The 25,098-nt window shown below is 57.6% G+C and carries 21 protein-coding genes and 1 pseudogene; 15 read left to right on the top strand and 7 right to left on the bottom strand.

Going from position 1 to position 25,098, the window contains the following annotated elements; all coding sequences use genetic code 11:
* Positions 1-50 precede the first annotated feature (50 nt).
* The 6 genes and pseudogenes from Q3C01_RS15860 to Q3C01_RS15835 all read left to right on the top strand — a co-directional run bounded on the left by Q3C01_RS15860 (position 51) and on the right by Q3C01_RS15835 (position 6,768).
* The gene (locus Q3C01_RS15860; RefSeq protein ID WP_458146252.1) at positions 51-941 is read left to right on the top strand and encodes an AraC family transcriptional regulator; all 891 of its coding nucleotides are present in this window, start codon (positions 51-53) and stop codon (positions 939-941) included.
* Positions 942-1,361: 420 nt separating this feature from the next.
* Positions 1,362-2,060: a hypothetical protein gene (locus tag Q3C01_RS15855; RefSeq protein WP_458146251.1), complete on the top strand. Its 699-nt coding sequence runs from the start codon at positions 1,362-1,364 to the stop codon at positions 2,058-2,060.
* A gap of 87 nt (positions 2,061-2,147) precedes the next feature.
* Positions 2,148-2,251: pseudogene (locus Q3C01_RS15850) on the top strand (IS5/IS1182 family transposase); the annotation flags it as partial.
* 634 nt (positions 2,252-2,885) lie between these two features.
* Positions 2,886-4,124 carry a Tm-1-like ATP-binding domain-containing protein gene (locus tag Q3C01_RS15845; protein WP_458146250.1) on the top strand — a complete coding sequence of 413 codons (1,239 nt, stop codon included), beginning with the start codon at positions 2,886-2,888 and terminating at the stop codon, positions 4,122-4,124.
* Between the two features lie 5 nt (positions 4,125-4,129).
* Positions 4,130-4,960 (top strand): phosphoenolpyruvate hydrolase family protein, encoded by an 831-nt coding sequence (locus Q3C01_RS15840; RefSeq protein ID WP_458146344.1) that lies wholly within the window; start codon positions 4,130-4,132, stop codon positions 4,958-4,960.
* 32 nt (positions 4,961-4,992) lie between these two features.
* Positions 4,993-6,768 (top strand): FAD-dependent oxidoreductase, encoded by a 1,776-nt coding sequence (locus Q3C01_RS15835; protein WP_458146249.1) that lies wholly within the window; start codon positions 4,993-4,995, stop codon positions 6,766-6,768.
* Positions 6,769-6,984: 216 nt separating this feature from the next.
* On the opposite strand, the gene Q3C01_RS15830 is transcribed toward Q3C01_RS15835, so the two are convergent.
* Both Q3C01_RS15830 and Q3C01_RS15825 read right to left on the bottom strand, forming a co-directional pair.
* The gene (locus tag Q3C01_RS15830) at positions 6,985-7,707 is read right to left on the bottom strand and encodes an LrgB family protein (protein WP_458146248.1); all 723 of its coding nucleotides are present in this window, start codon (positions 7,705-7,707) and stop codon (positions 6,985-6,987) included.
* A gap of 8 nt (positions 7,708-7,715) precedes the next feature.
* A complete protein-coding gene (locus tag Q3C01_RS15825; protein WP_458146247.1) occupies positions 7,716-8,087 on the bottom strand; it encodes a CidA/LrgA family protein in 372 nt (123 codons plus the stop codon).
* A gap of 691 nt (positions 8,088-8,778) precedes the next feature.
* Here Q3C01_RS15825 and Q3C01_RS15820 point away from each other — a divergent pair.
* From Q3C01_RS15820 to Q3C01_RS15785, 8 genes are all read left to right on the top strand, one after another.
* A complete protein-coding gene (locus tag Q3C01_RS15820) occupies positions 8,779-9,054 on the top strand; it encodes a hypothetical protein (protein ID WP_458146246.1) in 276 nt (91 codons plus the stop codon).
* A gap of 1,256 nt (positions 9,055-10,310) precedes the next feature.
* Complete coding sequence (locus tag Q3C01_RS15815) at positions 10,311-11,663, top strand: coproporphyrinogen-III oxidase family protein (RefSeq protein WP_458146245.1); 1,353 nt, start codon at positions 10,311-10,313, stop codon at positions 11,661-11,663.
* A 7-nt stretch (positions 11,664-11,670) separates the two neighbouring features.
* A complete protein-coding gene (locus tag Q3C01_RS15810) occupies positions 11,671-12,624 on the top strand; it encodes a class I SAM-dependent methyltransferase (RefSeq protein WP_458146244.1) in 954 nt (317 codons plus the stop codon).
* 349 nt (positions 12,625-12,973) lie between these two features.
* Positions 12,974-13,327 carry a hypothetical protein gene (locus Q3C01_RS15805; RefSeq protein ID WP_458146243.1) on the top strand — a complete coding sequence of 118 codons (354 nt, stop codon included), beginning with the start codon at positions 12,974-12,976 and terminating at the stop codon, positions 13,325-13,327.
* 218 nt (positions 13,328-13,545) lie between these two features.
* The gene (locus Q3C01_RS15800; RefSeq protein WP_458146242.1) at positions 13,546-14,406 is read left to right on the top strand and encodes a xanthine dehydrogenase; all 861 of its coding nucleotides are present in this window, start codon (positions 13,546-13,548) and stop codon (positions 14,404-14,406) included.
* Positions 14,407-14,575: 169 nt separating this feature from the next.
* A complete protein-coding gene (locus Q3C01_RS15795; RefSeq protein ID WP_458146241.1) occupies positions 14,576-15,301 on the top strand; it encodes a sulfite exporter TauE/SafE family protein in 726 nt (241 codons plus the stop codon).
* Positions 15,302-16,954: 1,653 nt separating this feature from the next.
* The gene (locus Q3C01_RS15790) at positions 16,955-18,421 is read left to right on the top strand and encodes a hypothetical protein (protein WP_458146240.1); all 1,467 of its coding nucleotides are present in this window, start codon (positions 16,955-16,957) and stop codon (positions 18,419-18,421) included.
* Positions 18,422-18,432: 11 nt separating this feature from the next.
* Entirely contained in the window at positions 18,433-19,404 is a 972-nt protein-coding gene (locus Q3C01_RS15785) for a phospholipase effector Tle1 domain-containing protein (protein ID WP_458146239.1), read from the top strand.
* Between the two features lie 442 nt (positions 19,405-19,846).
* On the opposite strand, the gene Q3C01_RS15780 is transcribed toward Q3C01_RS15785, so the two are convergent.
* The 5 genes from Q3C01_RS15780 to Q3C01_RS15760 form a co-directional block, all read right to left on the bottom strand.
* On the bottom strand, positions 19,847-20,128 hold the full coding sequence (locus Q3C01_RS15780; RefSeq protein WP_458146238.1) for a DUF2285 domain-containing protein: 282 nt from the start codon (positions 20,126-20,128) through the stop codon (positions 19,847-19,849).
* Positions 20,129-21,003: 875 nt separating this feature from the next.
* Positions 21,004-21,147 carry a hypothetical protein gene (locus tag Q3C01_RS15775; protein WP_458146348.1) on the bottom strand — a complete coding sequence of 48 codons (144 nt, stop codon included), beginning with the start codon at positions 21,145-21,147 and terminating at the stop codon, positions 21,004-21,006.
* A 216-nt stretch (positions 21,148-21,363) separates the two neighbouring features.
* The gene (locus Q3C01_RS15770; protein ID WP_458146237.1) at positions 21,364-22,563 is read right to left on the bottom strand and encodes a hypothetical protein; all 1,200 of its coding nucleotides are present in this window, start codon (positions 22,561-22,563) and stop codon (positions 21,364-21,366) included.
* A gap of 400 nt (positions 22,564-22,963) precedes the next feature.
* Positions 22,964-23,092 (bottom strand): hypothetical protein, encoded by a 129-nt coding sequence (locus tag Q3C01_RS15765; RefSeq protein WP_458146236.1) that lies wholly within the window; start codon positions 23,090-23,092, stop codon positions 22,964-22,966.
* 464 nt (positions 23,093-23,556) lie between these two features.
* Positions 23,557-23,982: a hypothetical protein gene (locus Q3C01_RS15760; protein WP_458146235.1), complete on the bottom strand. Its 426-nt coding sequence runs from the start codon at positions 23,980-23,982 to the stop codon at positions 23,557-23,559.
* 904 nt (positions 23,983-24,886) lie between these two features.
* On the opposite strand from Q3C01_RS15760, the gene Q3C01_RS15755 reads away from it, so the two are divergent.
* Positions 24,887-25,098: co-chaperone GroES (locus Q3C01_RS15755; RefSeq protein WP_458146234.1), on the top strand; the 212-nt coding region annotated here is incomplete at its 3' end.

The following is a 25,098-nucleotide window of genomic DNA, read 5'->3' as shown; positions in this document are numbered from 1 at the left end:
CGTTTGTTTGTTGTTATGAGCGAGCGTAGATATAGAATTTGCGAGTGGAAATGGACAAAGCACGCGCCGATTTATATAAAACGCGCATGGCCATATTATTGCAACGCACACAGTTTCCTGAGAGCCATCAGTACGTCCTCCCTGATGTCGCCTGGACACGCTGCGCCTTTACGGTGCTTAGGGCTGGCAAAGCCATCACCGCGCGCGACCATCGCATCCAGCGAGACGATTATCCGGGTCAGGACATTCTGTACTGCACAGCGGGGCGCGGCTTCGTATCCAGTGAGGGCAGGACATTGAGTGTTGGGCGCGGTCAGTTGATTTGGATCGCGAACGAGACGCCACATGCTCATTGGCCGGATGAGAACGATCCCTGGACCGTTCTATGGGTGCGGATCGACGGACCGAACTGTGCAGCTATTCGGCGAAAGGTGTTCGGCGCCGGCGCAACCCTCGCAACGATATTGGTGCCGAAAGACATCGAGCGGTGGTTCGGAAATCTGTTCGATGTGTTGCGCGTCAGGGACGATAACGTCGATTTGGCACTCAATCGCCTGGTGGCGGAATTGATGCACCTGATTGCAGCAGCATCTTCCTCCAAGCACGGTGAATCCCGTCTCCCCGCCCCATTGCGTGCCATCGTCTCAAAGATGCGGCAGGCCCCGCAGCGATCTTGGCATGCCGAGGAACTGGCTTCGGTCACCGGCCTCAGCGCGGCACAGACCCGGCGGCTATTCCAACGGCATCTGCAGATCAGCCCACGGCGCTGGTTAATTCGCGAGCGGATCATGATGGCGCAAAAGCTGCTCTTGGAAAGCAACGCGGGGCTCGGCACTATTGCCGAATGCTGCGGTTTCTGCGACGCCTATCACTTCAGCCGCGAGTTTAAGCGTAGCACCGGCACTAGCCCCCGAACATGGCGGCGCGCCGAAGGCAGTTAACTCGCTGAACCAGCGCGTGCAAACTTTCATCGAAAGAATCGAGGCGTTCGCCTTGCCTTCGATGATCGGTGCTCGAGGAGCGATTTCGACGTCGCTGTCGTGTTGCCTTTTGACTGCGGAGCCTGTGAGCCTTTATTGGGCCTGCGCATTTTTCGGTGCAGAGAACATCGTGCGGCGCTTCATTCTAACTGAAGGCACGCGATATCAGGTTGCTCGTTGTCTTCCAGTCTTGGTCAGACGGGCGCCAAGCAATTGAGTGAGGTGCAGCGCTGAAGCCGGCCGTCGAGGTCGCGACACTTTGTTGAACCCATGACATGCGAAATAGGTGCAGCCCGCAGAAAACGGTGATTGCCCTTTGGCACGCAAATTGAAGATGTCGTCCACGTGCGCAGGCGTCTTGTAATGACAGGTGATCTTGGAATGAGCGTGCCGAATCTGACGAAACGAGCGAATGCCCTCGGAACCGACAAAGGTGATGAGGTTGGCGACGCCCATAACTACACCGGCTTCTACTCGTTTTTGTTCGAGGAGTTCCGTCACGAGCCTTTCACGATGGTCGAGATTGGATTGCAGCACGGGCACGGTTCTCTCGATCCCGATGTGTTGGTCGATCGCAAGGTCTACGACATTCCATCCATTAAGATGTGGCTGGAGTTCTTTCCCAAAGCCGAGGTCGTCGGCTGCGACATCGCCGATTTTAGCGCCTTTAAGATGGACCGATTCCGGTTCGAGCGCCTGGACATGGGTGATGCGCAAGCCCTCGAACGCCTTGCGAGTTCACTCCCGCCCGTGAGGATCATCATCGAGGACGCTTCGCACGCCGCTTACCACCAGCAGCTTGCTCTGGCAAAGCTCTTTCCCATCGTCGAGCCTGGTGGCTTTTACTTTATCGAGGATCTGCATGCTACGCACCTCATTGCCGCAAGACTGCCGTCCTGCAATCCAACCGAGGCCCTAGTTGAAAAGTTCGTGCAAACCCGTCAACTGGACATTCCATTCCTGCTCGGAAACGAACGCAGAAGCCTAGAGACCTCGATCCGGAAGACGTTTATTCATCGTGCCGATAGGGGCGGCGTCGACCGCTGGAGCATGAAAATGGTGGGATTCGAAAAGTATTAGGGGTGGAATTCATTGAACTTTCTGCTTTGACGATACGATATTGGCGAAAGCGGTGAACCTCATTTAACGACGGAAGTTCGAGAAGAACGCGTGGATGGTCGTCGTGTCGTTAGCGGGATCGTGCATCGCTCAAGCGTGGCTGCCGCTGGTGCGATTGCCCAGAAGCCTTGGGCACGCCGACGACAATCTATAAGGCGACGTATGCTGGGCTAGCCGCGGTGTTGGGAACGGGTGTTCCGAGGACTTTCTGGAAACGGCCGGTCGCTCGACATGCTCATGATCGATTCCACCTGTTAAAGCTCACAGTTGGCGGTGGGCGGCCGTTCACCCGGAGGACGCAACACAAAGCTCCAAACGCGCAGATGCTCATCGATGAGATGCATCGGCCGCAAGCACATCGACTTTTCGGATTTTGCGCTCCGATTCAAGATCCTTGGCGCAGTTCACGTTCTTCGTCGCGAATATTTACGGAACGGCTTCAAACCTGGTTCTATGGGGCGATCACCGACGGAAGTTTATATTGCCGCGGTTCCGGCAGCTTTCGAAAACCGAGCAAAATGCTCCCAGCGCGCCACCGGATCTATGGTGACGAACACCGCATCGAGGCGAGGGACCCCTCAATGCAGATACTGCGCAAGCCCAAAAAGGCTGCGCAAAGACGGTGCATAGATTTGTAAGGAAATGTGGACTCGTCGGACGGATCGTCAGGAGCGCTTTCAGCGCATCTACCCAATCTTACCCAACTGTACCCCTCTCCAATCTTAATTCCCGGTTTCAGGCCGGTCTAAGACGGCCTGGTTGTTAAGATGACCCGGGAGGAAGATCGTGTCTCACCATTGCACGGACGGCCAAGAGTCGGTCCGGGATGGTAAGCTGTCCGAACTTGCGGGCGCGGTCGCGATCGTGGCCACGCTGGATACCAAGGGCCGCGAAGCGTCTTACCTTGCAGATATCATTGAGGCGCGCGGTCGCAAGGTCGTTCTGATCGACGTCGGCACCACCTCCGGGAAGGCTGCGGGGACGAAACAACCCCATCGCAATGGCGCTCGTGTCGCCTCACCCGCCGAGCTCTTGAAGGAGATAGCGACAACAACGCGCGCAAGGGTTCGTGACCTCCTGGAAACGGGCACCATCGGCGCGATTGTCGGGGTCGCTGGTGGTAAGGGCAGCGCAGTCTTCGGCGAGATCGTGTCTGATCTGCCTTATGGCTTTCCCAAGCTCCTCGTGAGCAGCGCAAGGCCGGCCCTACTCGCTGAATTGGCAGTCCATAACGACATCATCCTCTATCCGACACTCGTCGATCTCTTCGGGATCAACGCCTTTACCGAACGCGTATTGGAAAATGCAGGCAGGGCCATTGCGGCCATGCGCTATGCACCCACCGAGCACGAACGGAAAAAGAAGATCGTTGCAATCACGGCCTTCGGCGTGACGACGCCTGCGGCAAATCAATGCGTGGAGCACCTTGCCGAGGGTGGCGTGGATGCGATCGTGTTTCCTGCCAATGGGGCGGGCGGCCGCAAAATGGAGGAGTTGATCGCAGCCGGCGAATTCGACGCTGTGATCGATCTGACCACAACGGAGCTCGCTGACGAAATCGTCGGGGGCACCGCGAGCGCCGGTCCGGATCGGCTCAAGGCAGCGTCGCGCCGATTAATCCCGCAAGTGATCGCGCCTGGAGCGGTCGATATGGTCAATTTTGGTCCGCCGTCAAGCGTTCCTGATCAATTTCGCGGCCGCCAGCTTTACTCTCACACTCCCTATACGACGCTCATGCGCACGACTTCGTCCGAGAATGCGAGCATCGGCCGGCTCACGGCGGAGCGGCTGACGCGGGCCGAGGGACCTGTAACCGTCCTTTGGCCAGCGAAGGGCGTCTCGGACTATGACCGGGAGGGTGGCATTTTTTGCAATCCCGACGCTGACAGGGCTTGGCTCGAAGCGATCAAGGGCAACCTCGCACCCAGCATTACGGTTCGCGAACTGAACTGCCACATCAACGATCCCGAATTCGCCGAGACTGCCACGACGTGGATCCTCAAACGGTTGGGGCAGAGAGGCTGATTAAAATGCGGATGTTTGAGCGAAGCGACATCCTATCCAGGATCCGCCAACAGATCGATGAAGGAACGGCGGTCCTTGCTGCCGGGAGCAGCTGCGGCCTGGTTGCGAAATGCGCTGTCCTGGGAGGCGCCGACATGTTGGTGGTCTACAGCACCGGGCTGTCGCGTCTCATGGGGCTCCCCACGAGCCGGATCGGCGATTCGAACGCGCGTACCCTCGATCTTGCGGCTGAAATCCGCAACGTGGTGTCTTCTGTACCCGTCATCGGCGGCGTCGAAGCATGGGACCCTCTTCGGCTCGATCTTGATGACTTGCTCGACAAGTTCTGGGCAGCCGGTTTCTCCGGCGTGATCAACTATCCGACTATCTCCACAATGGGCGAAAAATGGCGTGACCGTCGCGGCCGCGTCGGACTCGGGTTCGAGCGCGAGTTCGAAATGATCGCCACTGCCCGCAAGAAGAACATCTTCTCGCTCGCCTATGTCGCAAGCCCGGAAGACGCCAAAGCCATGGCCAGCGCGGGAGCCGACTGCATCGTCCCGCATGTCGGCGCAACCCGCGGCGGGCTCGTCGGTCATGAAGAAGGCCAGTCGATCCAAGAGGCGATCAGGCGCATCAACGACATCAATGCGGCGGCAAGAAGCATCCGTTCGGACGTGGTGCTCCTTTGCCATGGGGGGGCAATTGCAGAGCCGCAGGATACGGTCGAGGTCTATCGATCGACGCAGTGTGTCGGCTTCGTTGGCGCATCCTCCATCGAAAGAATCCCAATTGAACGGGCAGTGAAGGCGGCGGCAGAGGAATTCAAAGCCGTCTCGCTTCCACGAAATCACTGACGTTCATCGGCAAATCTTGGAGCGAGGCAGCAATGAGCAAGCCGACCCATCAAGCGGGCGAGCAGAAGACGGTGGCATTCCCTCGAGGGAGTAAGCCCGATCATTGGGAAACCGATGTCCTCGTGATCGGTAGCGGTGCAGCCGGACTGTCGGCGGCGCTCTATGCGGCAAAGGCCGGACTGCGCGTTGTGGTGTGCGAAAAATCTCCTCGGCTTGGCGGGACGACGGCGCTGTCGAACGGGATGATCTGGGTTCCTTGTTCAACCCAGGCGCGGTCCGCAAAGATCGATGACTCGCTTGTGAAAGCCAGGACATACCTGCAGCATGAACTTGGCAACTACTACCGGACAGACTTCGTTGAGGCCTATCTTGAGGACGGCCCAACAGCGCTTGCAGCACTTGAGAACGGGACAGAAGTCAAGTTTACTCTGGCGTCCGCGCCCGACTATCATTCGAGCCAGGTCGGCGGAGTTGACAAGGGCCGTGCACTGAGCCCGGCCCCCTATGATGGACGGCTTCTCGGCGCCGATTTCGATCTCATCGGCGACCCAATTCGCGTTGTACTCGGGGGAATGATGATCTCCTCCGGAGAGGTGAGAAGCTTCTTAAACCCGTTTCAATCCTTTGCTTCGCTTAAGCATGTCTTGCGTCGGATCAGCCGCTACGCGAGGGATCGGCTGAGTTACAGGCGTGGCACTGAACTCAGCGGCGGCAACGCTTTTATCGCGCGGTTACTCGTGAGCCTGCGCAAGTATGCCGTAGAGATCTGGCCAGCGTCTCCTCTCATAGAACTCATCAAGGAGGAAGGGCGCGTCGCGGGGGCGGTCGTCAAGTTGAATGATTCTGACGTTCGCGTGCGCGCTTCGCACGGGGTCATCCTGGCAACAGGCGGCTTTGCTCGTAACGCGCGCTTAAGAACGGAGCTTAGCGGCCCGCATCAGCATGACAATACGCTGGCCCATCCCGATGTCACCGGCGACGGCATCGCCGTTGCGGCCCGGCTCGGAGCCGCGATTGACAATGACGTCGCCTCTGCCGGCTTCTGGACTCCGGTGTCGATTCTAAAGAGCGGCAGCCACTCGCAAGTCGTCCCGTACGGCTGGCTAGACCGAGGCCGCCCCGGTGTCCTCGCGGTGGGGCCAAATGCCAAACGTTTCGTCAACGAATCCAATTCGTACCATGATATTTGCCTCGCAATGTTCAAGAACGGATATCCGGCAGACAAGCGGTTCTACTTCATCTGCGACCGGGACTTCGTGCGCCTGAGAGGCATGGGACATTTGCTGCCCTGGCCTTGGACATTAAGCATGGGAAAATATGCGCGGCTTGACTACATCAAGGTCGGCCAGACGATTGGGGAGCTCGCGGAGCAATTGGGATTAGACGCCGGAGAGCTGCAAAAGACGATCCAGGAACACAACACGCACGCTGCCATAGGGCTGGATCCTCTCTTCAAACGTGGAGAATCAGCTTTCAATCGCACGCTCGGCGATCCGGCCGTCGGAACGAAAAATCCAAATCTTGGACCGATCAGAAAGGGCCCGTTCGTTGCTCTGCCGATTGTTCCCGCCACCCTCGGCACGGCGACCGGATTGGCAACAGATACTTACGGCGGGGTTTTGGACGTAAGTGGCCGGCCGATCCCTGGGCTGTATGCTTGCGGCAATGACATGACCTCGCCAATGCGTGGAATCTATCCCGGGGCAGGCATCACGATCGGACCGGCCATCGTGTTCGCATACCGCGCCATCAACAGCATCCTGCTATCGGCTCATCAGCGGCAAAAGACTGCGGCTTCCGGAGCTTGATGGTCAGGTCGATCCATCAGGAACAAACTTGGAAATGTGATAGGCGCGTGGCCAGCTGACCAAAATTTCCAAGGAGCCCCGGAAACCATCAAGACAAGGCGGCCTAGAAGGTTCGCCGACCTCGCACGAGGGACCAGATCCGCTGGCAGACCGGCTCGTCTGCTTTCTCCCTAGACTTGAGCCGCTGCTGGAGAAAACCAGCAGCGGCTTTTTTCATCATTGGATCAGTGTAGTCGCGGCGAGCGGTACCAGGAACGACGTCACAAGGGCATTCAGGCTCATGCCGAGACTTGAAAAGACACCGGCGATCTCGTCCACTTGGAAAGCGCGCGCCGTACCGATACCGTGCGCCGCAACGCCTGCAGCGAGACCTCGCGCCCGAAAATCGCCTATCCCGACGCGGTTCATCAGCGGCGTTACGATGATGGCGCCTATGATACCCGTGACAATGACCGCAACGGCCGTTAGGGACGGATCCGCATGCAGCGTTTCGCTGATTCCCATCGCAACGCCGGCTGTGACCGATTTCGGCGCCAGAGACAGGATCACCTCGCGCGGCAAGCCCGCGACCTCAGCAAGTAGTACGACAGATGTGACCGCCGTGAGCGAGCCCACAATCAGTGCGACCAACGTCGGAACGACCGCCGCAGTAACCATCGCGCGGTTCTCATAGAGCGGTACCGCGAGGGCGACCGTTGCGGGTCCGAGCAGGAAGTGCACGAACTGAGCACCGGCGAAGTATGTCGTATAAGAAGTGCCTGTTAGAAGCAAAAATAGGCCGATAATCCACATCGCGTGCAGGACGGGGTTGGCGAGTGGATGACGGTGCCTTGCCAACGATACGGCATCCATGATCGCATAGACGAGCAGTGTGACCGTCAGCCAGAGTAGGGGAGATTGTGAGAGATAGACCCAAAGTGAGAAGGGATACTCCTTCATTGCGTTTCCTATTGCCTCATAAGCTGACTGACAAGCCGGAACGTCAGCACGGTCGCGAGCAGGGTGGCGGTTACGGACAGCATAAGAATTGTGATGAGCGCGATCCCATAGGTAGCGAGCACATCGAGCTTCTGCACGAGGCCTACGCCGGCAGGAACAAACAGGAGCGACAGATGGGTCAGAAGTACCTTGCTGACTTTCTCGACGCCCTCGTTTCGGAGAGGGCCGCGCGCGATCACCACGAAGCGGTCGCGCGCAAGCAGCAATATCAGCAAGAACAGAAGGCCGAGCACGGGGCCGGGCAGCGGTAGAGCCAAACCCCGCACAATGACCTCACCGACGAGCTGGCAGACAAGGAGGACGGTGAGACCTGCGATCATGAAAGAGTTTCTTTGCGCCTGATTGCATCAAGGCGATCCGATAGAGAGTTGTCAATCGCCACGATCCAAAGCATGTATATTTCCTCGCGGACAAGCCTGAGCACGTAGCAGCGACATGCGGCCGGAGCGCACTGGTAAGAATCTCGGCTTTGACATCGCTCCAATCGCGCTCGATGAGGACATGCCGGATAGCTGCTCGGCGACCGACTATCGGAGTGCTTCTGCGATTACGGTCGCAACCCGTTTGGTCGACTCGCGCTAGTCGCTCTAGCTGGGATCGATGCGTGACGCCGACCACTCTCAAATGTGCTTCAACCGTCGACGCGGATCATTCCGTCGGAAGATACCCCACTTCATCTCGAGGAAGCCGAAGAGCATTACGCGCGTCGGTTCCAAATAAAGCGCTCGAGCAGGTGAGCTGGGAAAACTGCAGTGATCGAATCTGCCCTTGCGAGACCACGCCAGAGGCAACCCGTAGGAGCGCCAAGGTTACGCACTACCTAGACTTTTATCGGCGAATCGTCTCAACCTCTCCGTTGAGTCGGAAAAGCCCGCCCTTGCCGGGGCGGGCTTCCGATGCCGCAAATCAACTTATGGGGTCGATCAGCGGTCGATTAGGGGTATTCACACCCGGAGTGTTCCGGATTCTCCTATGCAGTGAAGTTGGCCCCACATTTACGAAAGGGCCAGAATGGCCACGATACTTATAGGCTACGACCTTCATCCCACCCGGGGTGAAACATACGAGGAATTAGTAAGTGCGATAAAAGCACTCGGCGCTTGGTGGCATCATCTCGATTCAACTTGGATCGTAAAATGCAACGATACGCCAGTACAAGTTCGCGACCGCCTCAGACAACACGTTCTTAGCGACGATCAATTGCTTGTCGTCGATATCTCAGGCGATGCAGCAGCCTGGTTTGGATTCAACGAATCCGGCAGCAAGTGGCTAAAGGACAACATCTGAGGCCCGTCGCCCAAAATGACGGTCTCGAACTTTTATTGGCACGCCGAACAATTCAGCAAGCTACATAAAAATACGGACTTTCATGAGTGACTCCATCAATGAGAATCCCGGCGCACTTGCCGGGCTTCTTCTTGGGCTTCTTTACCGTCCGAACTTTCGATTTTTCCTTCAACGGATCATGCGGCGTCTTGAGCGCGCCACGTAGCGCGGCCTCGAAGCGGTCTTGAGCTTCTTTCTCAGAGTGTTGATCGGTTTTTTCGCAGTCATCCGGCCAACATATGCGCAAACCACCGAAGATGTCACGCCCTCAGAAATTACCCATCAAACCTGGCAACCCCAATGATGAAGCAAGCCAACTATCGGGCTGCTTCAGGAAAAGCTGATTCGGCGTGCGGTCGTCGAATGGGCCAGACTAGAAGCTTGTATTGCTGACGCAACACTCACGCTGCTCGATCTTGACCTACCAAAAGGACGCATCATCACATAGCGGTTTAACGCCGCAGCGATGATAAAAACTCTGCGAGTCCGTCGGTGATGATCGGTGAATCCGGTGAGAGCCCATCCATCTCTATTTGTCAGGCAAATGAGCAAACGTGACGGCGGTGAGGGGTCTCTCGGGTCCCGAGCCCGACGGCGGTGGACCGCTGCCGAGGAGCTTCGGATCATCGAAGAGAGCTTGGCGCCGGCGGCCAGGGTTGTCGAGGTTGCGTGCCAACATGAAACGTTCACCCTAATCTGCTTCCAGTTTGGCGGCGGCAGGCCCGCGGGGACTGTTTGGCCTGGCCCCTTGGCCTCAGTCTCCGAGGCGCCGGCCCGCAAGTACTGGCAGCGCCTTCCTGGACGGGGGCGCGATCGAGATTGGGTTCGCGGCTGGAGCTAGGATACGGATCACCGTCGGTTGGGGTAGTGACGCCGATGCCCGGTGGCGGCGCGTTCACGACCGTTCTCGAAACGGATTCATATTGCAACGTCCCTGGACCGCTGGAGGATCGTTGCCGCTCTCCCGAGGTATCCTGCTCCCTGTTGTCGGGTTGTCGCTTCCAAGACAGTGATGTTCGGACAACGTGCGGTGCACGCGCTCGCGGTTAAGTCATTGAATAAGATGCAGAACGAGTGTCTCTGGGCTCTTCCTGCGCGGTTGGCACGACTCTTGAGTGTCTCTCGTTGCGCGCCAGCAGGAGCGGCCGCGCGATCCTGGTGGCTAGTGCCAGGCGTCCATGACCCTCAGGTCATGTACGGCGACTGAGGGATAAGTCATGGATCGTCTGGAAGTTCTTCGGGCGAAGATAGAGAAAAAGGAGCTTCCAACCTATGTCTATGGCTATCCTTCGAAGCGATCGTATAGGGTTTTCCCGCAACCACTCCGCATAACTGATATTGCTGAGCAGGCTAGTCGCTCAAAGCAAATCAACATCTATATCCATATTCCGTTTTGTCGCTACCGCTGCACCTATTGCACTCTCTTTCTGACAACGCGCAATAGCCAGGCGACCCAAGGGGCTTACGTTGCTCGATTGGTGGAGCACATCGCTCAATATGGAGCATACTTCGGAGATCGCGAAGTTGTCAGTATCTATTTCGGCGGCGGCACTCCGACGCTGCTAACACAGCATCAGTTCGGCGAGCTCTTCGCCGCCCTCGACGTTGCATTTCCAAAACGAAGCCGGCGATGTGAGATTACGGTGGAGGCCGCGCCGGACTCTTTCAACAACGGTCTTCTGGATTGCCTGAAGGCACTTGGCGTTAATAGAGTGAGCATGGGCATCCAAACCATGGAGCCCGGCGAGCTTGCGAAATGCGGGAGACCATATTCGGTCGAGATTGCAAAAGCCGCAATCGAAGCCGTCACCAAGCGCTTTTCTCACGTCAACTTCGATCTGATTTACGGCCTCCGCGGTCAAAGCCGCGACTCCTGGACCTTTTCGCTTGGCCGCGTGCTCGACTATGAGCCGCAGACAGTTTCCCTTTATCCCGTTGTTGTTCGTCCGATGACGAACATCATTGCGTCGAAAACCGACAATCCTGAATTATTTTTCTCTGAAGCGGAAAAGTATGGAGTGTACGATCAGAACGCTGCTTTGATGGAATCCAAAAACTACCGCCAGGAATCCTTCACACGTTTCACCAGGATCACTGGTGACCACGCCTATCGGCAGGAGGCGTCGGACTTCGAGGGTACGCCCCTGCTAGGATTGGGAGCTGGCGCCAGAAGCTATTTCGGTCAATATCACTATAGCACAGATTATGCCGTAGACCGGAGCGTGACTTCGCGCATCATCAACGCCTTCTCGGAGCGTCCGTTCGATCCCAGGGCAATAGCATCACATGGAATAAAGTTGGCTACGGAAGAGCTTGTGCGACGTTACGTCCTGCTCGGCCTCACATTGTCAGCCTTAAGCAGAAAAAATTACGCTGCATTATTTGGACGGGCGCTGGCAGTCGACTTTGGTGAAGAACTCAACGCGCTCGAGTCTTTGCACCTCGTCAATCTGGCAGATGGTGATGTTTATCAACTTACTCATAAGGGGTTCAAGTATTCGAGCATTATGGCCCGAATGTTTTATTCCAACACGATGGTTACCCTTGAAGAGCAATATCAGGCAGTGTGAGGGCAGTATGGAAGAGGAGGCGAGACGTTCACCGTTTTGGTGGGATACGGGGTACGCCGATCACAACGTTTCATGTATGGGTGGTCCTAGCCCGGAAATCTTCGAGATCGCGCCAGCACTCCGCGCGGAAAGTGTGGTTGTCGAGCTTGGCTGCGGTGAGGGGCGTAACGCTCTTTATTTGGCCCAGTGTGGTAATCAGGTCATCGCGACCGATATATCCGAGGCCGCTATCTCCAAGCTGAATCGGCTCGCGAGCCATCTTGCCGTGAAGGTAACAAGCGGTGTGGCTGCTGTTGAAGATTTCCAGCCCCCTCCTTACCTCGACGTCTTTATAGCGCATTCGGTCTTGCACTTCACGGAACGGACCGTCTGGAAACCCCTCGTCAGAGCCCTGGTCGATCGGACGCGGCCGGGAGGATTTCATTGCTTCACCAACACGCTCGATCAACCAGACCATCCTATCCCTAAGGAGGGGTTGGCAACTGGTCACAAAAAATCGTTCGCACGTGGAGAGCTGGAGGCCATCTATACAGAAGCCGGCTGGGAGACCTTACGGTCCGATCATTACATTAAATGGGACTCGCATCCTGGAATCCCAATTCATTCGCATTGCATCGAGAAAGTTGTGGTTCGTAGGCCAATCGGATCTGAAGATCTCCCGCTAATGATAGCTGAGCCCATCAAGGCAGCGGGGATGATTCCTGCCAAACAGTTTGACAGGTTGAAACTGGGCACACCGCGCGATGCCATCGTTGAAATGTTCGGCTCGCCGCCAGGCAGCCATGGGGTGGCGACTAACCGCAAGACAGTCGGGGGCAACAATCAAGGGGCCATAGCCGACGGCTACTTGCGCGAGGATATGATCTATGGCGATCACGGTCTTCAGTTCGTTAACGGAACGCTCACAGGAAAGTATCGATATTTCACGCCCCCGAAGCGATTGAGTATTCGCGAAGCGTGAGCTCGGGCGTAAGTGCTCATGAGGTGCCTTCGGCGCCGCCGAAGGAGACCTTGGGTCTGCTCTCTTGCGGAGCGTTTCCGACGTGCCATCATGGCGCCAAGCTGACGCACAAGACGACCCAGGCCGCGAACGAAATATCCTCCAAGCCTTTCGCGGCGTAGTGCTGGGGCAGGGCAGATCCTCGTAATGTTTGTAGTAGCTGCAGTCCTGCTTAGGCACGCTGCTTGCTTCGTTCAATGAAGCATTGCCGAAACTCCCCGGCGATGTAGGAGCGGGCCGGCGCATTACATCGAGGCGTCGGGGCGTCGGACCGCTCCGCTTTGATGTCCATCAGTAGGAGGATATATGAATGAAAGTGCACGTTCGGGCGGCCGCGGCTGCGGTTGCGCTAGCCCACAGCTTAGGGCGCGCTATCGTGCGCGTGCACGAATACGAAGCTTCCGTATCTTCCAAGATCAGCGTGTCTGTACGAGCGGGGATAGTCAGTGGTTATGACTACGGCCGGCACTGCTACGTAACCGGCGCGTTGCCAAACCTGTACCACCATGGTGAACGGTCGCATTTAATGCTCAAACCAAAGAGCTCCGGTGTCTACGGCGGCTTCGATCACGATACGTCATCCTACTTCTCCGTGAAAGTCACAGGCGGGGAAGCCCAGCTCTACGACTACAATGAAGACCTGTACTTCGCATACAGCGTCTGACTACATACCCCGAGCGGGCGCTCGCCTCGCTCGACACTGCGATTGCGGTGTAGTCCTGCCGATTTGGCAGAAACCCAACTCACCTTGTCGCATCTGCAACCATGCCGGGACATTCATTCGAACGTGGCTTCGCCGTCACCAGCAGGACGAACCAGTTTGCTTGAGCATCCGCGATTGGCGCGAGGCTTGCTAGGGATCCCGGCAACGCGAAGCTCGCCATGAAAGTTAATGCTAAGGCCGATGATCCGGGCGCGCCAAGGCCCTTCGCATTGGTCCTGGGCACGAACGAAATCGCTTCTGCTATCGCCACGAAACTCACCGAAGGGATGTTTGCCGTGGTGATGAGACACGATGCCTTTCCACCGGTGATCCGCCGCCGCATGGCATTTCATGACTCGCTGTTCGGTAAGCTATGCGAAATTGAGGGCGTCGTGGGCAGACGGGCCGATACGCTAGCGGAAATCACCCGGATTCACGCCGACCCGAACAGCGTGGCAGTGACCGAAATGCACTTCTCTGACGTTATTGCCTTGCGCTCGCTATCCGTGATCGTCGATGCACGCATGCAGAAGCATCGAACACCTCGCGACCTCCGCGGCTTTGCTCCGGTAACAGTCGGCATCGGGCCTCGATTCGAGGTGGGCGTCAACTGCGACACCGCCATCGAGACCCATCCAACCCAGACCGGTACAATTGTCTCCCGAGGTGTCACCAAGCTGGCCGACGGCAGAGCTCGCGAGCTCGGCGGCGCGGGGTGCGAGCGCTTCGTGTATTCATACCGCGATGGCATTTGGCGCTCAGGTGTCGATATCGGCACGCCGGTATCCAAGGGCCTGCTGGTGGGATGTCTTGGTGGCAAGCCGGTCCAGGCGCCCATCGGAGGAGTGCTCCGCGGCGTTGCTCGGGACGGCGCGCGCGTGCCGGAAGGCGTAAAACTGCTGGAGGTCGATCCGCGCGGACGCCAGTCGTGTTGGACCGGTATGGATGAGCGAGGACGAGCCATTGGATCCAACGCCGTTGCGGCGATCGAGAAACTCATCTCGCCCCAACCGGGTGATCGTCCAAATCTTCGCCGATGACTAAAGAGGAAGATCGGCGCCGGCGCGCTCTTTGGTCCGAACTGCTCGGGTGTAGACTCTGGACTCCCTGCAGCGGTGCGTTAGCAACCAATCGTTCCACGCATTCGCAAATCCATCTGGATACGGAAGCTTTTCATCGCCTGCTCAGAGCACTGAATTGCCGGTTGCAATGTTGACAATCTTCTTCGCTATCATCTCCCTTCTTTACGCGACAGTTGGACAGGCGGGTGGTACCGCGTTTCTTGCGCTCATGGCCTTTGCATCGTTTCCATCAGCTCAGATGCGACCGACGGCGCTGTTACTCAACATTGTTGCCGCCACGTATTCGACATGGCTGCTTAATCGTGGTGGTTTTATTGATTGGAAGAGACTGAAGCTTTTTCTATCCACCTCGGTGCCGACTGCCCTGATTGGAGGATTCACAATCCTATCACCCCATCTCTATGATGCTATCACGGGTTTTGTCCTTCTTTTCGCTGCTGCGGTCTTGTTGATCGGGCGAGCCAAGGGAGCGAATTCTGCTCGTGCCATTCCGTCGTGGGGCGCAATTGCAACAGGCGCCGGTATCGGGCTCGTCTCGGGGCTTACTGGCGTCGGGGGCGGCGTTTTCCTCGCGCCTGTCCTTATTGCTTTGCGGTGGGCTTCGCCGAAAGAGACGGCAGCTTTGTCTGCCCCTTTCATATGGGTGAACTCCGCGGTAGGCCTGGCCGGCGCGACCTACGCCGGGCAGTTGCCTTCACCGCAGACATGGCTATACGCACTGGGGGCCGTCGCAGGGGCGATGATAGGGACCACGATTGGTCTTCGTTGGCTGTCGGAGACGACAACGCGCTACGTACTTGCTGCTATACTCGGCGCCGCGGGGATCGAGCTTATGATCTTTGCAACGAGATAACACCATCAGGTCGGTTCTGGGCCATCACGGACCGCGGCTGCTCACCAATGATGTCTGCCTCTGACGCCGGAGAAGAAGTATCCGCTCTTGGTGGTCCGCGTTCCGTCGGTCACGATCCACTCGCGGGCGCGCCCGACCGTGCTCTGTTCGGAGTCGGCCAAAAATGGCACGCTCCATGAGGGGGCTGGCGAGGTTAGGCCGTCCAAGCTCACTCACTGCGCATGCTTGAATCGGCACTGGGATCGAAACGGTCCGGCCTAACCGACGTCCTCGGCAGAGCAGACGGCTACGCCCGGACGAAGCTCAAGTCGCGCGCCGGGCGGCGGCTGGCCGAATTGGAAGTCTGTGCCAGCCACCCTCATACGGTGTATTCTGCGGTGCTGGCCGGCGCTGACCCGAATGGTCTCCGCTGCAGGGGACGGGCATCGCGCCGGTCACTATCCTTCAAGTTCGAAAAACAGCAGTAAGCTTTGAGGGTGGCTTCGCTGAAGTCGCGGATGACTGTTTCGGAAGCCGGCGAGGTACGAAATCCGTTGAGAAGCGTATCAAAATGCAGAATCGAGGCGTCCTTGCTGTGGTAATTACATTAATCACGATCGGCAGTTCGATAAGATGGCATCCATGCGCGGAGCCGTTGCATTGAGCCGCCTGGTTTGGTTTGGCAAAGGAGAAGTGACGGAGCGGGATCTGGGCTGGCCATTTCTATCGACTCCAGATCGCCGCCTATGCGGGGGCAGTTGCAGCAAATACTCAATTTTCAAATATAATTTGATGCTTTTACTAACGCGACACAGCGTCGGCCCAGCGTCGTCCACGACATAAGGCTCGCCCACAGCAGTCGGTAATCTGAGGCCATGCGCCGAGAATAAGCGAATGACATGGATCTCGGGCCATGTTCAAGCATCTCGGCAGTTCTACAACGTCGCGCCAGGCCTTTGGGCTGACTTAACACTACGGTCCCCGCTACATTCGTTCCAATCTGGGGAAGTTCATCATTCAGCGGTTGCTTGTTCGCGATGCTGCCGATCTCGAGCGGGCGGCCCAAGGATTTTGTGACGAGATCTCAACACGCTTTGGAGCTGTGTGGCTTCTCGACAAAGTAGTTGAATCTATGAAGGCGCATTGCGTAATATTTTCCTCCCATCAGACCGGCGTACGGTGTTTATGTTGCCTGCAAGATCTTGGATGCTGCCGCCACGCTAGACGGAGCTCGATGATCAACGCGGTTGCCGTGTACGGCGGTAGATCCGCGTGAGGTGCGTTTCATGATCGACGGATCCTTTGTTGGACTTAATCAACGCAAACCTCACTAACGAAATGATGCTGCGGGGGCGCACATGTATGACGTGTATGTCAACGGACGGGGGGAGCTGCTCGTTATTTTTAGCGGCGGATCCGTGCCAGCACACTTGAATGGCCCTTGGCGCAAGAGGCGGGCGGTTCGCGCTACCAGCAAGACGATCGAAGATGACGTTACGCGCCAGGGGTTTCACTGGCGCAAGTTAACTAATCGTCCGGTCCACGCACGTTAGTTGGTTTACTACAGAACCGTCTTTATTCGGGGGCAGCGCCGCTCATTTTGCGTTGGTTGGCTTGCGATCACGCTACAACCATCGGCAAATATTTTTGCGAAGTCGGACTTTTGAGGGGGCAATGTCTAAATTACGTATCTTTACCGCCATCCCGCTGCTGTGCGTGGCTCTTCTCGCGCCGGCGAGATCCCAGCAGCAGACGGCGCCGGCCAACGGTCCGGCGCCAGCCGCGCAGAGTCTTACCCCCGACCAGCCGCGCGGCATTCAGCCACCTCAGAAATCCGGACCAGCAAATGTGGGTGCCGAGGCACAGCCGGCGGGCACACCTAACGACCCGCAGAAGCAGTGCGTGAAGCCCGGCGAGTTCGCTGTGGAGCTTCGGTCCGGACGCAATCCAGTAGGCGCACCCATCGTGCTTGCCACGAATTTCTTGCCGACGAACCAGCGTGTCGACGTCGGCGTGCGTGCGCCGTTCGTTGACGGCGTTCGATACTTCGCCGGAATCGACTACGGCGATGAGACCTATCTTTTCAAGCGGCAGGACGTTGTCACACACCGCGCGATGGAATCCGATCCGTTGGTGCAGAAGCATCTGCTCGAGCCAGATCAGACCATCGTCACCCTGAACATGAGCGACGATCTGGCTTGGTTCTGGAGCCGGGTCGATCTGTATCTCTACACGTGCAACAGCCCGGTCGGGCAATCTCCCTGGCGGGTCTCGTCCGTGAGCGTCAGGCTCAGTCCGTACTGGTTCAGCATCTTTGCCGTCATCGCGGAGGTCCTGATCCTCTACGTCTGGATCGCGTTCGCGCTCCGCAAGCAGGATCATACGTTTGCGTCTTTCCTTCGCGCATTGAACCCTGCCCAGGTCTCCGCGGGGCCGGACGGGAGGGGCAGTCTCTCGACTTTCCAGACGTTGGCCTTCTCGCTGTCCGTCGCCGCTTTGATTTCACTACTACTGCTGCAGACTGGGACCTTGGTGGACCTCTCGGGCTCGATTCTGACGCTGCTCGGCATCAGCGGCATCGGAGCGACGATCGCCAAGGGTACGGACAGTCAGCGCAATACGCTGTCGGCCGACAATCGGGCGTGGCTCCTCAGACATGGCTGGATTCCTATGGCCAGGACCGTAGTCGACCCGTCGAATGCAACGTGGCGTGATTTCTTCGCGACGAACGGCGTCTTCGACGTGTACCGGTACCAAAGCTTCATTTTCGGACTGGTGGTGATCGGCGGATTGATCGCAGCGGGGGTAAATCAGCTATCAACGTTCGTCGTCCCGAACACGATCTTGGGCATCGTCGGACTGAGTCAGGTCGTCTATATCGGCGGCAAGCTCGTGACGCCCACCAATATTTCCGATCTAAACGACGCCATCGCTGCTCTTCGCAGCGACGAGCAGAAGCTCAAGGCCGTCGCGATCGCGAAAAAGCAGGGGCAGGTGGCAAGCCTGGCGGAGGCCATTCCATTGATGGGGCAGGACACCTACGACGCGTACCGACAGAAGGCGAGGGACGTCGCGGCGATCTTCACGGACGCGACCGGCATCGTCATCGCCGACGCGTCGCTCGAGCCGGTTGTCATTTGAGGGAGGCCGTCATGCCTAAGAATATCCTGGTGTTTGTCGACGGTACCGGAAACGAGGGCGGCCTCTTGCCGGACGAGAGCCGCACCAACGTCTACAAACTGTACAGAGCGACGCGGACGGGTCCCGACTCGATCATTGACCCGAAGAAGCAGCTCGCACTCTACGTCCCGGGCATCGGAACGCCGGCGCCGAGACACGACAACATTTGGGACCGTCTCAAGGAGACCGTCCAGCAGATGTTCGGGTTCGGAATCACGAAGAAGATCATCGACTGCTATATGGCGATCGTCGGCGTGTGGGAGCCGGAAGACCGGATCTATCTATTCGGCTTCAGCCGGGGAGCCTACACGGCCAGATGTCTCGCACACGTACTTGAACTCTGCGGCATTCCGCACAAGGAGCGGAATGGCGAGTCCATCAGCCTCGATCCGAAATCGTTGCGGCGTGTAGCCAATGAGGCGGTCTCGTGCGTCTACCGGCTCGGAATGCCCCGGAACGGGGCGGAAGCTGACAAGCTAGCAGAGCAGTTCCGATCCACCTACAAATCGGCAGTCGGCCGCGCCGCGGGCGCTTCCGCCTATTTCATCGGCATCTGGGATGCCGTCGCGGCGATCGGGTGGCAGCGCTTCTTCCCCGACTGGGCCTACGACCGGCACTTCACTTCGGACGTCCAGTACGCGCGGCATCTGCAATCGATCGACGAAGGCCGCAAGGATTTCAAGCGGGTGCCATGGGGAGGGAGCGGGACCGTGAAGTGGCCTGACCGGCAGGGCGAGCCCGAGCAGTTTGACCAGATCTGGTTCGCCGGTAATCATGCCGACATCGGTGGAAGCTATCCCGAGAACGAGTCCCGTTTGTCGGATATCACGCTCGCTTGGATGCTGGAATTCATCACAGACAAGATTCCCGAGGCGGCCCGCGTGATCGTCGACAAAAGCCTGCTGCGGGCTCTATCCGTCGGCCGATGGAATGATGCACGATGAGTGTATGGTCGGGGTCGGCGGAACTGCGCTCCATTGGTCGAAAGCTGTCCGCGTCGTTCCGGACACGGCTCAACTTCATGAGACGGTCTACGAACGGCTCGCGATGAACTCGGTACGCAATTATACGAGCTTCGGCCCGTACAGGCCAATCGCTTTGCAGAGGCACCTGAAAGCGAAGGAATATTTTGACGGCCTGCGCAGCGATGCTGATCCTGCTGGGACATCTGCTCCGGGCCATCCGATCTCGACGTGATCAGGCGATCTAGAGCGAAGATGGCACCTTGGGGTGATAGAAGACGAGTTAGGATCTTCGACCTTTTGATGAAACGGTTGATCATCAAACGTCACCATCTCGGCGAGACCGTAGGGATGAGGAAGGGATTTCGGCGAGGGAGCCGTCCCGCTCGTCTACGAAAGTGCAAACGAAAGATGTGAAATGCTCCTAGTGAAGAGTTGGAATATCCTCCAAAAGGTGCCTATGGCCCCGCTTACTCATCCATGTGGCGCGGGCAAAATGACTGCTATAGGCCTGCCACGCGCGTTGCAGATCCTGCGCGGGATCGATGCGCAACACGAGCCGACTAACTTCTCGCCAATCGGTGCCCTCCGCGTCGGCGACTAGCAGGCTCAGATACGTTCCAAAATGCTCATAATCATAGGGGGTCAGCATTGAATCGTCAGGAGCCAGATCGGCGACGTTAGGGGTGGGCGAGTGTTTCGACATGGCGGTCCCCCGGAGGCTGGAACGGTATGACGATTGGTTCAATAGTCGGGGACGAAGGCGCGTAACCCGTAAGATCGTAGGCCGCGGACTCTCGCTTTTGAGGCTCGCTGACTCAAGCTGACTCTCAAGCAGCGTTCCTTGGATGATCCTTGAGCGCAAACGGATTGCTCGCGAAACCCTTAGCTCGCGATTATCGAAATCCCCGAGGACAAACTTGTCGATATATCCGATCATCGTTGCTATGGATCGGACGAACACCGGCTGGCGCGTATCGTGATTGAGCCCCCATCGTGGAAGCAATTTCGGGATCATACTGCTGCTATTAGCGAATTCGCGTCGAATTCCAGGCAGTTGCCGAGGATTTCCTGCGTCTTTGTGCATTCGCAGGACGATCAGTGCCAGATCGACCGGCAGCTTGCCGTTGGAATGCAACAGAGCGCCGCGCGCCTAGATCTTTGCCTGTCGCCAGGCGCGTCAATTTCTTCGCGCACCTGTGATACGTACGCTAACCATCAGATAATTTGAAACTGTCGCAATTCTTTGTTCGATGCGACTCACCTCCATCGTTTACTGCGAATTAAGCCAAGCTGCATTTGTTAGCGCCCCGGGGTAGAGAACCTGAATCCAGGGGATGCATGATAGGTGGTGCTGAGACGCAAGCCGCAGACATCGACACGAGGATGTTCGAGGACGTGTCCGTACTGCGGCGCAAGTGACAGGCGGCGCTGAGGCTCAGCGAAACGGTTGCCCGCTATGTGCCATCTGGTAGCGACCGCAGACATCACCGAACGCCGCAAGGCCGAAGCTCACATCGCCCATATGGAACACCACTATGGGATGACCAACCTGGCCAATCGCGCTCTGCACAAGCGCGGCTACGCGACGCGCTCGAAGCCGGCCATGCGCCGGGCGAGCGCGTCGCGGCGACCGCGGAGGGCGTCGAAACCGCCGATCAGCTCGATTGGCTTCGCGCAGAAGGCTGTAACGAAGTCCAGGGCTCGCGCCGCGAAGCCGGCCACGGAGGTTGAGCAGTTCCTGCTTCGGTTCGGTGCCAGGACTCACAGAACGGCGTGAATTTGCGCTGAAGGCGATATCGCCCATTGTCCCTTATCTAGGTTGTTACGGCGCGGCCCGAGAAAAACCGAACCCTGCTTGAGTGTCCGCGTCGGGACGGCCCGAACCAGCCGGTTCGGGCCGGCGCCTGGACGGAGAGATTGCCCCTATCTCTTATCTGCTCACTGCACTCGGGGCTGAAGCCTTGCAAGGGCGGCGATTAACGCGTTCTGGAGCACGGTCTCGTCGATCGTAACGGGATCTTCGGCGCGGACATCCTTCTTCACGAGATCGGCAACCGGCATCGTCAGCGGCAGTAATGAGTTGGTGCTGTGCCAGCTCTTAATCCAATGCTCCGGCCAATTGCCCCATGAATTGAGCTGCCCAAGGCCGTCAATATCGCCCATCACCTGGTTGTAGTCGGCGTCCGTCTCCTCCTGAATTACGCAGCCAAAGGTGGTGATATGCAAGCGGCGAGTACGTTCGGGCGGTAGGCTGCGGACGGCGTTCTGAATACAGAGCGCGCCCTTGCTATGGCCGTAGAGGCGCTCAATTTGTTCGGCGCTTCTTAGAACCTCGTGCAGGACGTCACTTTCTGGACTGCCTGTCCGGAACGCGTCGTCGCCGATCGCTGTGGACGACAAGTGCCGTCCGACCTTCGCCAGCTCCAACGCCGTAGTCGCGAGGAATTGCTGGGCCACGCGGCGCGCGAAGTCGTGAACACCGAAGCCGAACCATCCGCCGAGCGCCTGCGGAACAATGTCGGCAAGACCATAGCCGGGCACGATCGCAGCAACCGGTTGGCGCAACGACTCCGAGACGTTCCAGGCAAACGCAGCGGATCCGAGCGCAGAGCTGCCGACGCCCGTCACCGTGATAATCTTGACCGTCTTTGGCTGTCCGCCTCGGCTGGGCACGAACGACAGCCCGTCTTGCAAGAATGTCCGCACGTCATCGTAGGTATGAACGAACGGGGCGTGGTGCGCATCAATCACAAGTATCGTACCTTCTGGATTGGTTTGCGCACTCAGATTGATGATTTTGGCAGCGGCCTGTGCACCGGCGAGGCCGACCTCCGCGGAGGCCGTCAACTGTGGGGTTGAGGTGGTGGTGACAAGAATGCCGCGCGTCAGCAGACGCAGCGCGAGCAAGCCGACATCGTAAAACAGCGCATCCGCCAAGGTGTTGGATTGGCGGAATCCCCAAAGCAACGGCTCGACCAGCTGTCGGGGGATCGTAAAGTGGCCAAGGCCGAGTGTTGCAGGCGCAGAAGAAAGACCTGACTTCTGGAAATCAAGGACCGATTGTGTCCATCCGTGAAAAACAAAATCAATAAAGGGCACCATTGGCCGCGGTAAAGCTGGAGCTGCAGAGTCAGGCATCACAATCTCCTCTACACAAACGTCCGTTGAAAAAAGTAGCGCATATTCTCGCGACACACTGTTACAACCGCATGCATCCCGCGTGAATTATTGGATGATACACGCACGAACCGAGATCATCGGCATTGAATAAGACTCATCTTGTGGTGTAGCCAATATATAGCAATAGTCGCCCAATTCCGTCGCCGCCCTGGACTTCCCGCCAGGATACATTTTTTCTTGTGTTGGCGATCGTTTGCCGCCGTATCGCCCGCTCGAAATATCCCAAGTGGTTTACTCGAGATCACCGAGTTACTTTTCTGTTGCACTTCTCCTGTCATTCTGAGGATTTTCTGCGCCGCATGGGCATGTAGTGCCGAAATTCACCGATGCGGCGGCCCCGTCGACTTGAGCGATGCAACTAATTGCTTCGGTGAACGAGATTAGTCGGCAGGTTCAACTCAATATCTCGGCCGAGGAGATCTTCGCACAACGCAGCGATGCTCTGCTTGTCATCGCCGATATGTTTCAGCCGCAGCGCGCGGAACATCAGGGCCCATCCAGCCGTGATCCTTCGCGGGCGGAGCGAAATGGAGTTGCGGAGCGTTGCCTATTGAACCTAAGCGTCCGGCCCGCAAATGATAGAGAAACGCCGCCACCTTGTGCGCAGCGGCCTCAATCGCGCATCGACCTCACGGATGGCTCGATAAGTCGGTTGGCAATCAGTTTGATGCCGATGGGCCGGATTTAAACTGCGACTAATTCGGGAAGGTTCAATCTTTGATAGCAGCGAGACGCTCGGCTTCCTTTAATGCTGCAGCTTTTGTCCTGAAAGGACCGACATCGTTTCTCTTCAGTCAACCGCACATGGCGAAGTGGTCGGTTCGTCTCCACCTTTACAAAATCGCGAACTTTGATGTTGGACTTTTCAGAAGTGGGGTTCGCACGTCGAGGCGGCGATGAAAGGCAAAGGGCAAATGCTTGGTTATCAATCCTGCAAGAGCTTCGGATGTCTCATGATGGGTCGGACTGCGATGCGATCAACAGCCGTCCGTTCGCGAACAGCGCTAAAACCCGCCCGTCGTTCCACGCAAATAAATGAAACTTGATACCTTCCACGATCTCCCTTGACGTGAGAGTGCCTGCGTAGCCGAACACGTGAACAACATCCGCGTAGTTTGAGCCGAACTCAACAACGCTTAGCTCCGAAGCCTTTACACGACAATGTCCGGCCGGGAACGAGCGAGCGTCAACTGACTTGTAATCCGCATCCAGGTCATCAGGGGCGGCCGGATCGGCCAGAATCCCGCCCGACGGAGCGCTGGCCTGTGCCGGTCGAGGTGCGCTCGATATCTGGCCGGCCTGCATGAACAGCCATCCGCTGACGACAATCGCTGTGATCCGCAGAATTCCTTGGCGGTTGATCGAACAGCCTGTCATTGCGAACGCTCGAGATATTTTCATCGACTCCCACGCGCTGGCAGGCTTCAAGGCAGGAGATGGTAGTAGCACCCGCCATTCACAACGACCGCGCCAAGTGCGGTACAGATCTTCTTTCCAATCAAGAACAGCGCGCTTTACCTTGCGTGTTCTCACTGAGAAATAGGCGCACGATTGCGAGCCCAACGCGAGTGCAGCCGTCTCGCAAGTTCGATATCAGGCCTTTCTGGTCCGATTGAGAGATCAGCGAGGCGGACACGATGCCGTTCAGAACGACGCCGGCTCCGCCCCCACCATCACCGCGGCGGCTCAGTGATGGTGTTGTGCACGAAGCAAGCTCTATGCCGAATTGAAAAGCGGTAGAGTCTGCTGGTTCGGCGAGCTTGATGTTGTTCGGATGCCTTGAACCGCACGTAGCGTCAAGTTCTAAGAGAGCTTCCAAGCAAACAGGTCGGTGCCTCTGTTGGTCTACACGAGACCCGCTTCGGCAGATCGCGCTGTCTCGTGCGGCTTCCGGACGCAGCTGAGATCGGAGGTAACGTTCCGCAAGCTTGCGCAAAGGCGGGCAACCGACAAGCTCTCACCAATGATGCGAACTTTGGTGTTCGCAGGGCGTGCCAATTCACATCCGTCTTGGTTGCAGCTCAAGGCGAGACTCGATCGCCGCTCGATCATCGAGATGGTGGCGCCCCTCCGGTTCCGTCCAATCTTGATGACCACGGCCTGCCTCTTACCGTTAGCGACGAACTGGCAGATCGGGCCATGAAGTGTCCATTTTTTTTCTACCGACACTTGCTCCCAAGGAAAACCGTCCTATTTCAACCTCGCCTGTGCTGGCACTCGCGGGCCTCGATTGCTAGCAATCTGGAAATCATAAACGAATGCAAGTATTTAGGAGAGCTGCATGAATTTCCGTCCGCTTCACGACCGCGTCGTGGTCAAGCGCATTGATGCCGAAGAGAAGTCCGCTGGTGGCATCATCATTCCGGACACAGCCAAGGAAAAACCCTCGCAGGGCCAAATCATCGCCGTGGGCCCGGGCGGCCGCGACGAGAGCGGCAAGCTGATCCCGATCGACGTCCAGGTCGGCGACCGCGTGCTGTTCGGCAAGTGGTC

This window comes from Bradyrhizobium sp. UFLA05-109 (genome assembly GCF_054185165.1).
This window is presented reverse-complemented; position numbering and strand designations above follow the sequence as displayed.

Bases quoted from the DNA above. Each gene is read 5' to 3' on its own strand.
- Q3C01_RS15830 (WP_458146248.1), bottom strand. From the start codon at position 7,707: ATGAAGGAGTATCCCTTCTCACTTTGGGTCTATCTCTCACAATCTCCC.
- Q3C01_RS15810 (WP_458146244.1), top strand. From the start codon at position 11,671: ATGGAAGAGGAGGCGAGACGTTCACCGTTTTGGTGGGATACGGGGTAC.
- Q3C01_RS15820 (WP_458146246.1), top strand. From the start codon at position 8,779: ATGGCCACGATACTTATAGGCTACGACCTTCATCCCACCCGGGGTGAA.
- Q3C01_RS15855 (WP_458146251.1), top strand. From the start codon at position 1,362: ATGAGCGTGCCGAATCTGACGAAACGAGCGAATGCCCTCGGAACCGAC.
- Q3C01_RS15805 (WP_458146243.1), top strand. From the start codon at position 12,974: ATGAAAGTGCACGTTCGGGCGGCCGCGGCTGCGGTTGCGCTAGCCCAC.
- Q3C01_RS15765 (WP_458146236.1), bottom strand. From the start codon at position 23,092: ATGTTCCGCGCGCTGCGGCTGAAACATATCGGCGATGACAAGCAGAGC.
- Q3C01_RS15800 (WP_458146242.1), top strand. From the start codon at position 13,546: ATGAAAGTTAATGCTAAGGCCGATGATCCGGGCGCGCCAAGGCCCTTC.
- Q3C01_RS15860 (WP_458146252.1), top strand. From the start codon at position 51: ATGGACAAAGCACGCGCCGATTTATATAAAACGCGCATGGCCATATTA.
- Q3C01_RS15795 (WP_458146241.1), top strand. From the start codon at position 14,576: ATGTTGACAATCTTCTTCGCTATCATCTCCCTTCTTTACGCGACAGTT.
- Q3C01_RS15760 (WP_458146235.1), bottom strand. From the start codon at position 23,982: ATGACAGGCTGTTCGATCAACCGCCAAGGAATTCTGCGGATCACAGCG.
- Q3C01_RS15840 (WP_458146344.1), top strand. From the start codon at position 4,130: ATGCGGATGTTTGAGCGAAGCGACATCCTATCCAGGATCCGCCAACAG.
- Q3C01_RS15815 (WP_458146245.1), top strand. From the start codon at position 10,311: ATGGATCGTCTGGAAGTTCTTCGGGCGAAGATAGAGAAAAAGGAGCTT.
- Q3C01_RS15770 (WP_458146237.1), bottom strand. From the start codon at position 22,563: ATGCCTGACTCTGCAGCTCCAGCTTTACCGCGGCCAATGGTGCCCTTT.
- Q3C01_RS15835 (WP_458146249.1), top strand. From the start codon at position 4,993: ATGAGCAAGCCGACCCATCAAGCGGGCGAGCAGAAGACGGTGGCATTC.
- Q3C01_RS15780 (WP_458146238.1), bottom strand. From the start codon at position 20,128: ATGTCGAAACACTCGCCCACCCCTAACGTCGCCGATCTGGCTCCTGAC.
- Q3C01_RS15790 (WP_458146240.1), top strand. From the start codon at position 16,955: ATGTCTAAATTACGTATCTTTACCGCCATCCCGCTGCTGTGCGTGGCT.
- Q3C01_RS15785 (WP_458146239.1), top strand. From the start codon at position 18,433: ATGCCTAAGAATATCCTGGTGTTTGTCGACGGTACCGGAAACGAGGGC.
- Q3C01_RS15825 (WP_458146247.1), bottom strand. From the start codon at position 8,087: ATGATCGCAGGTCTCACCGTCCTCCTTGTCTGCCAGCTCGTCGGTGAG.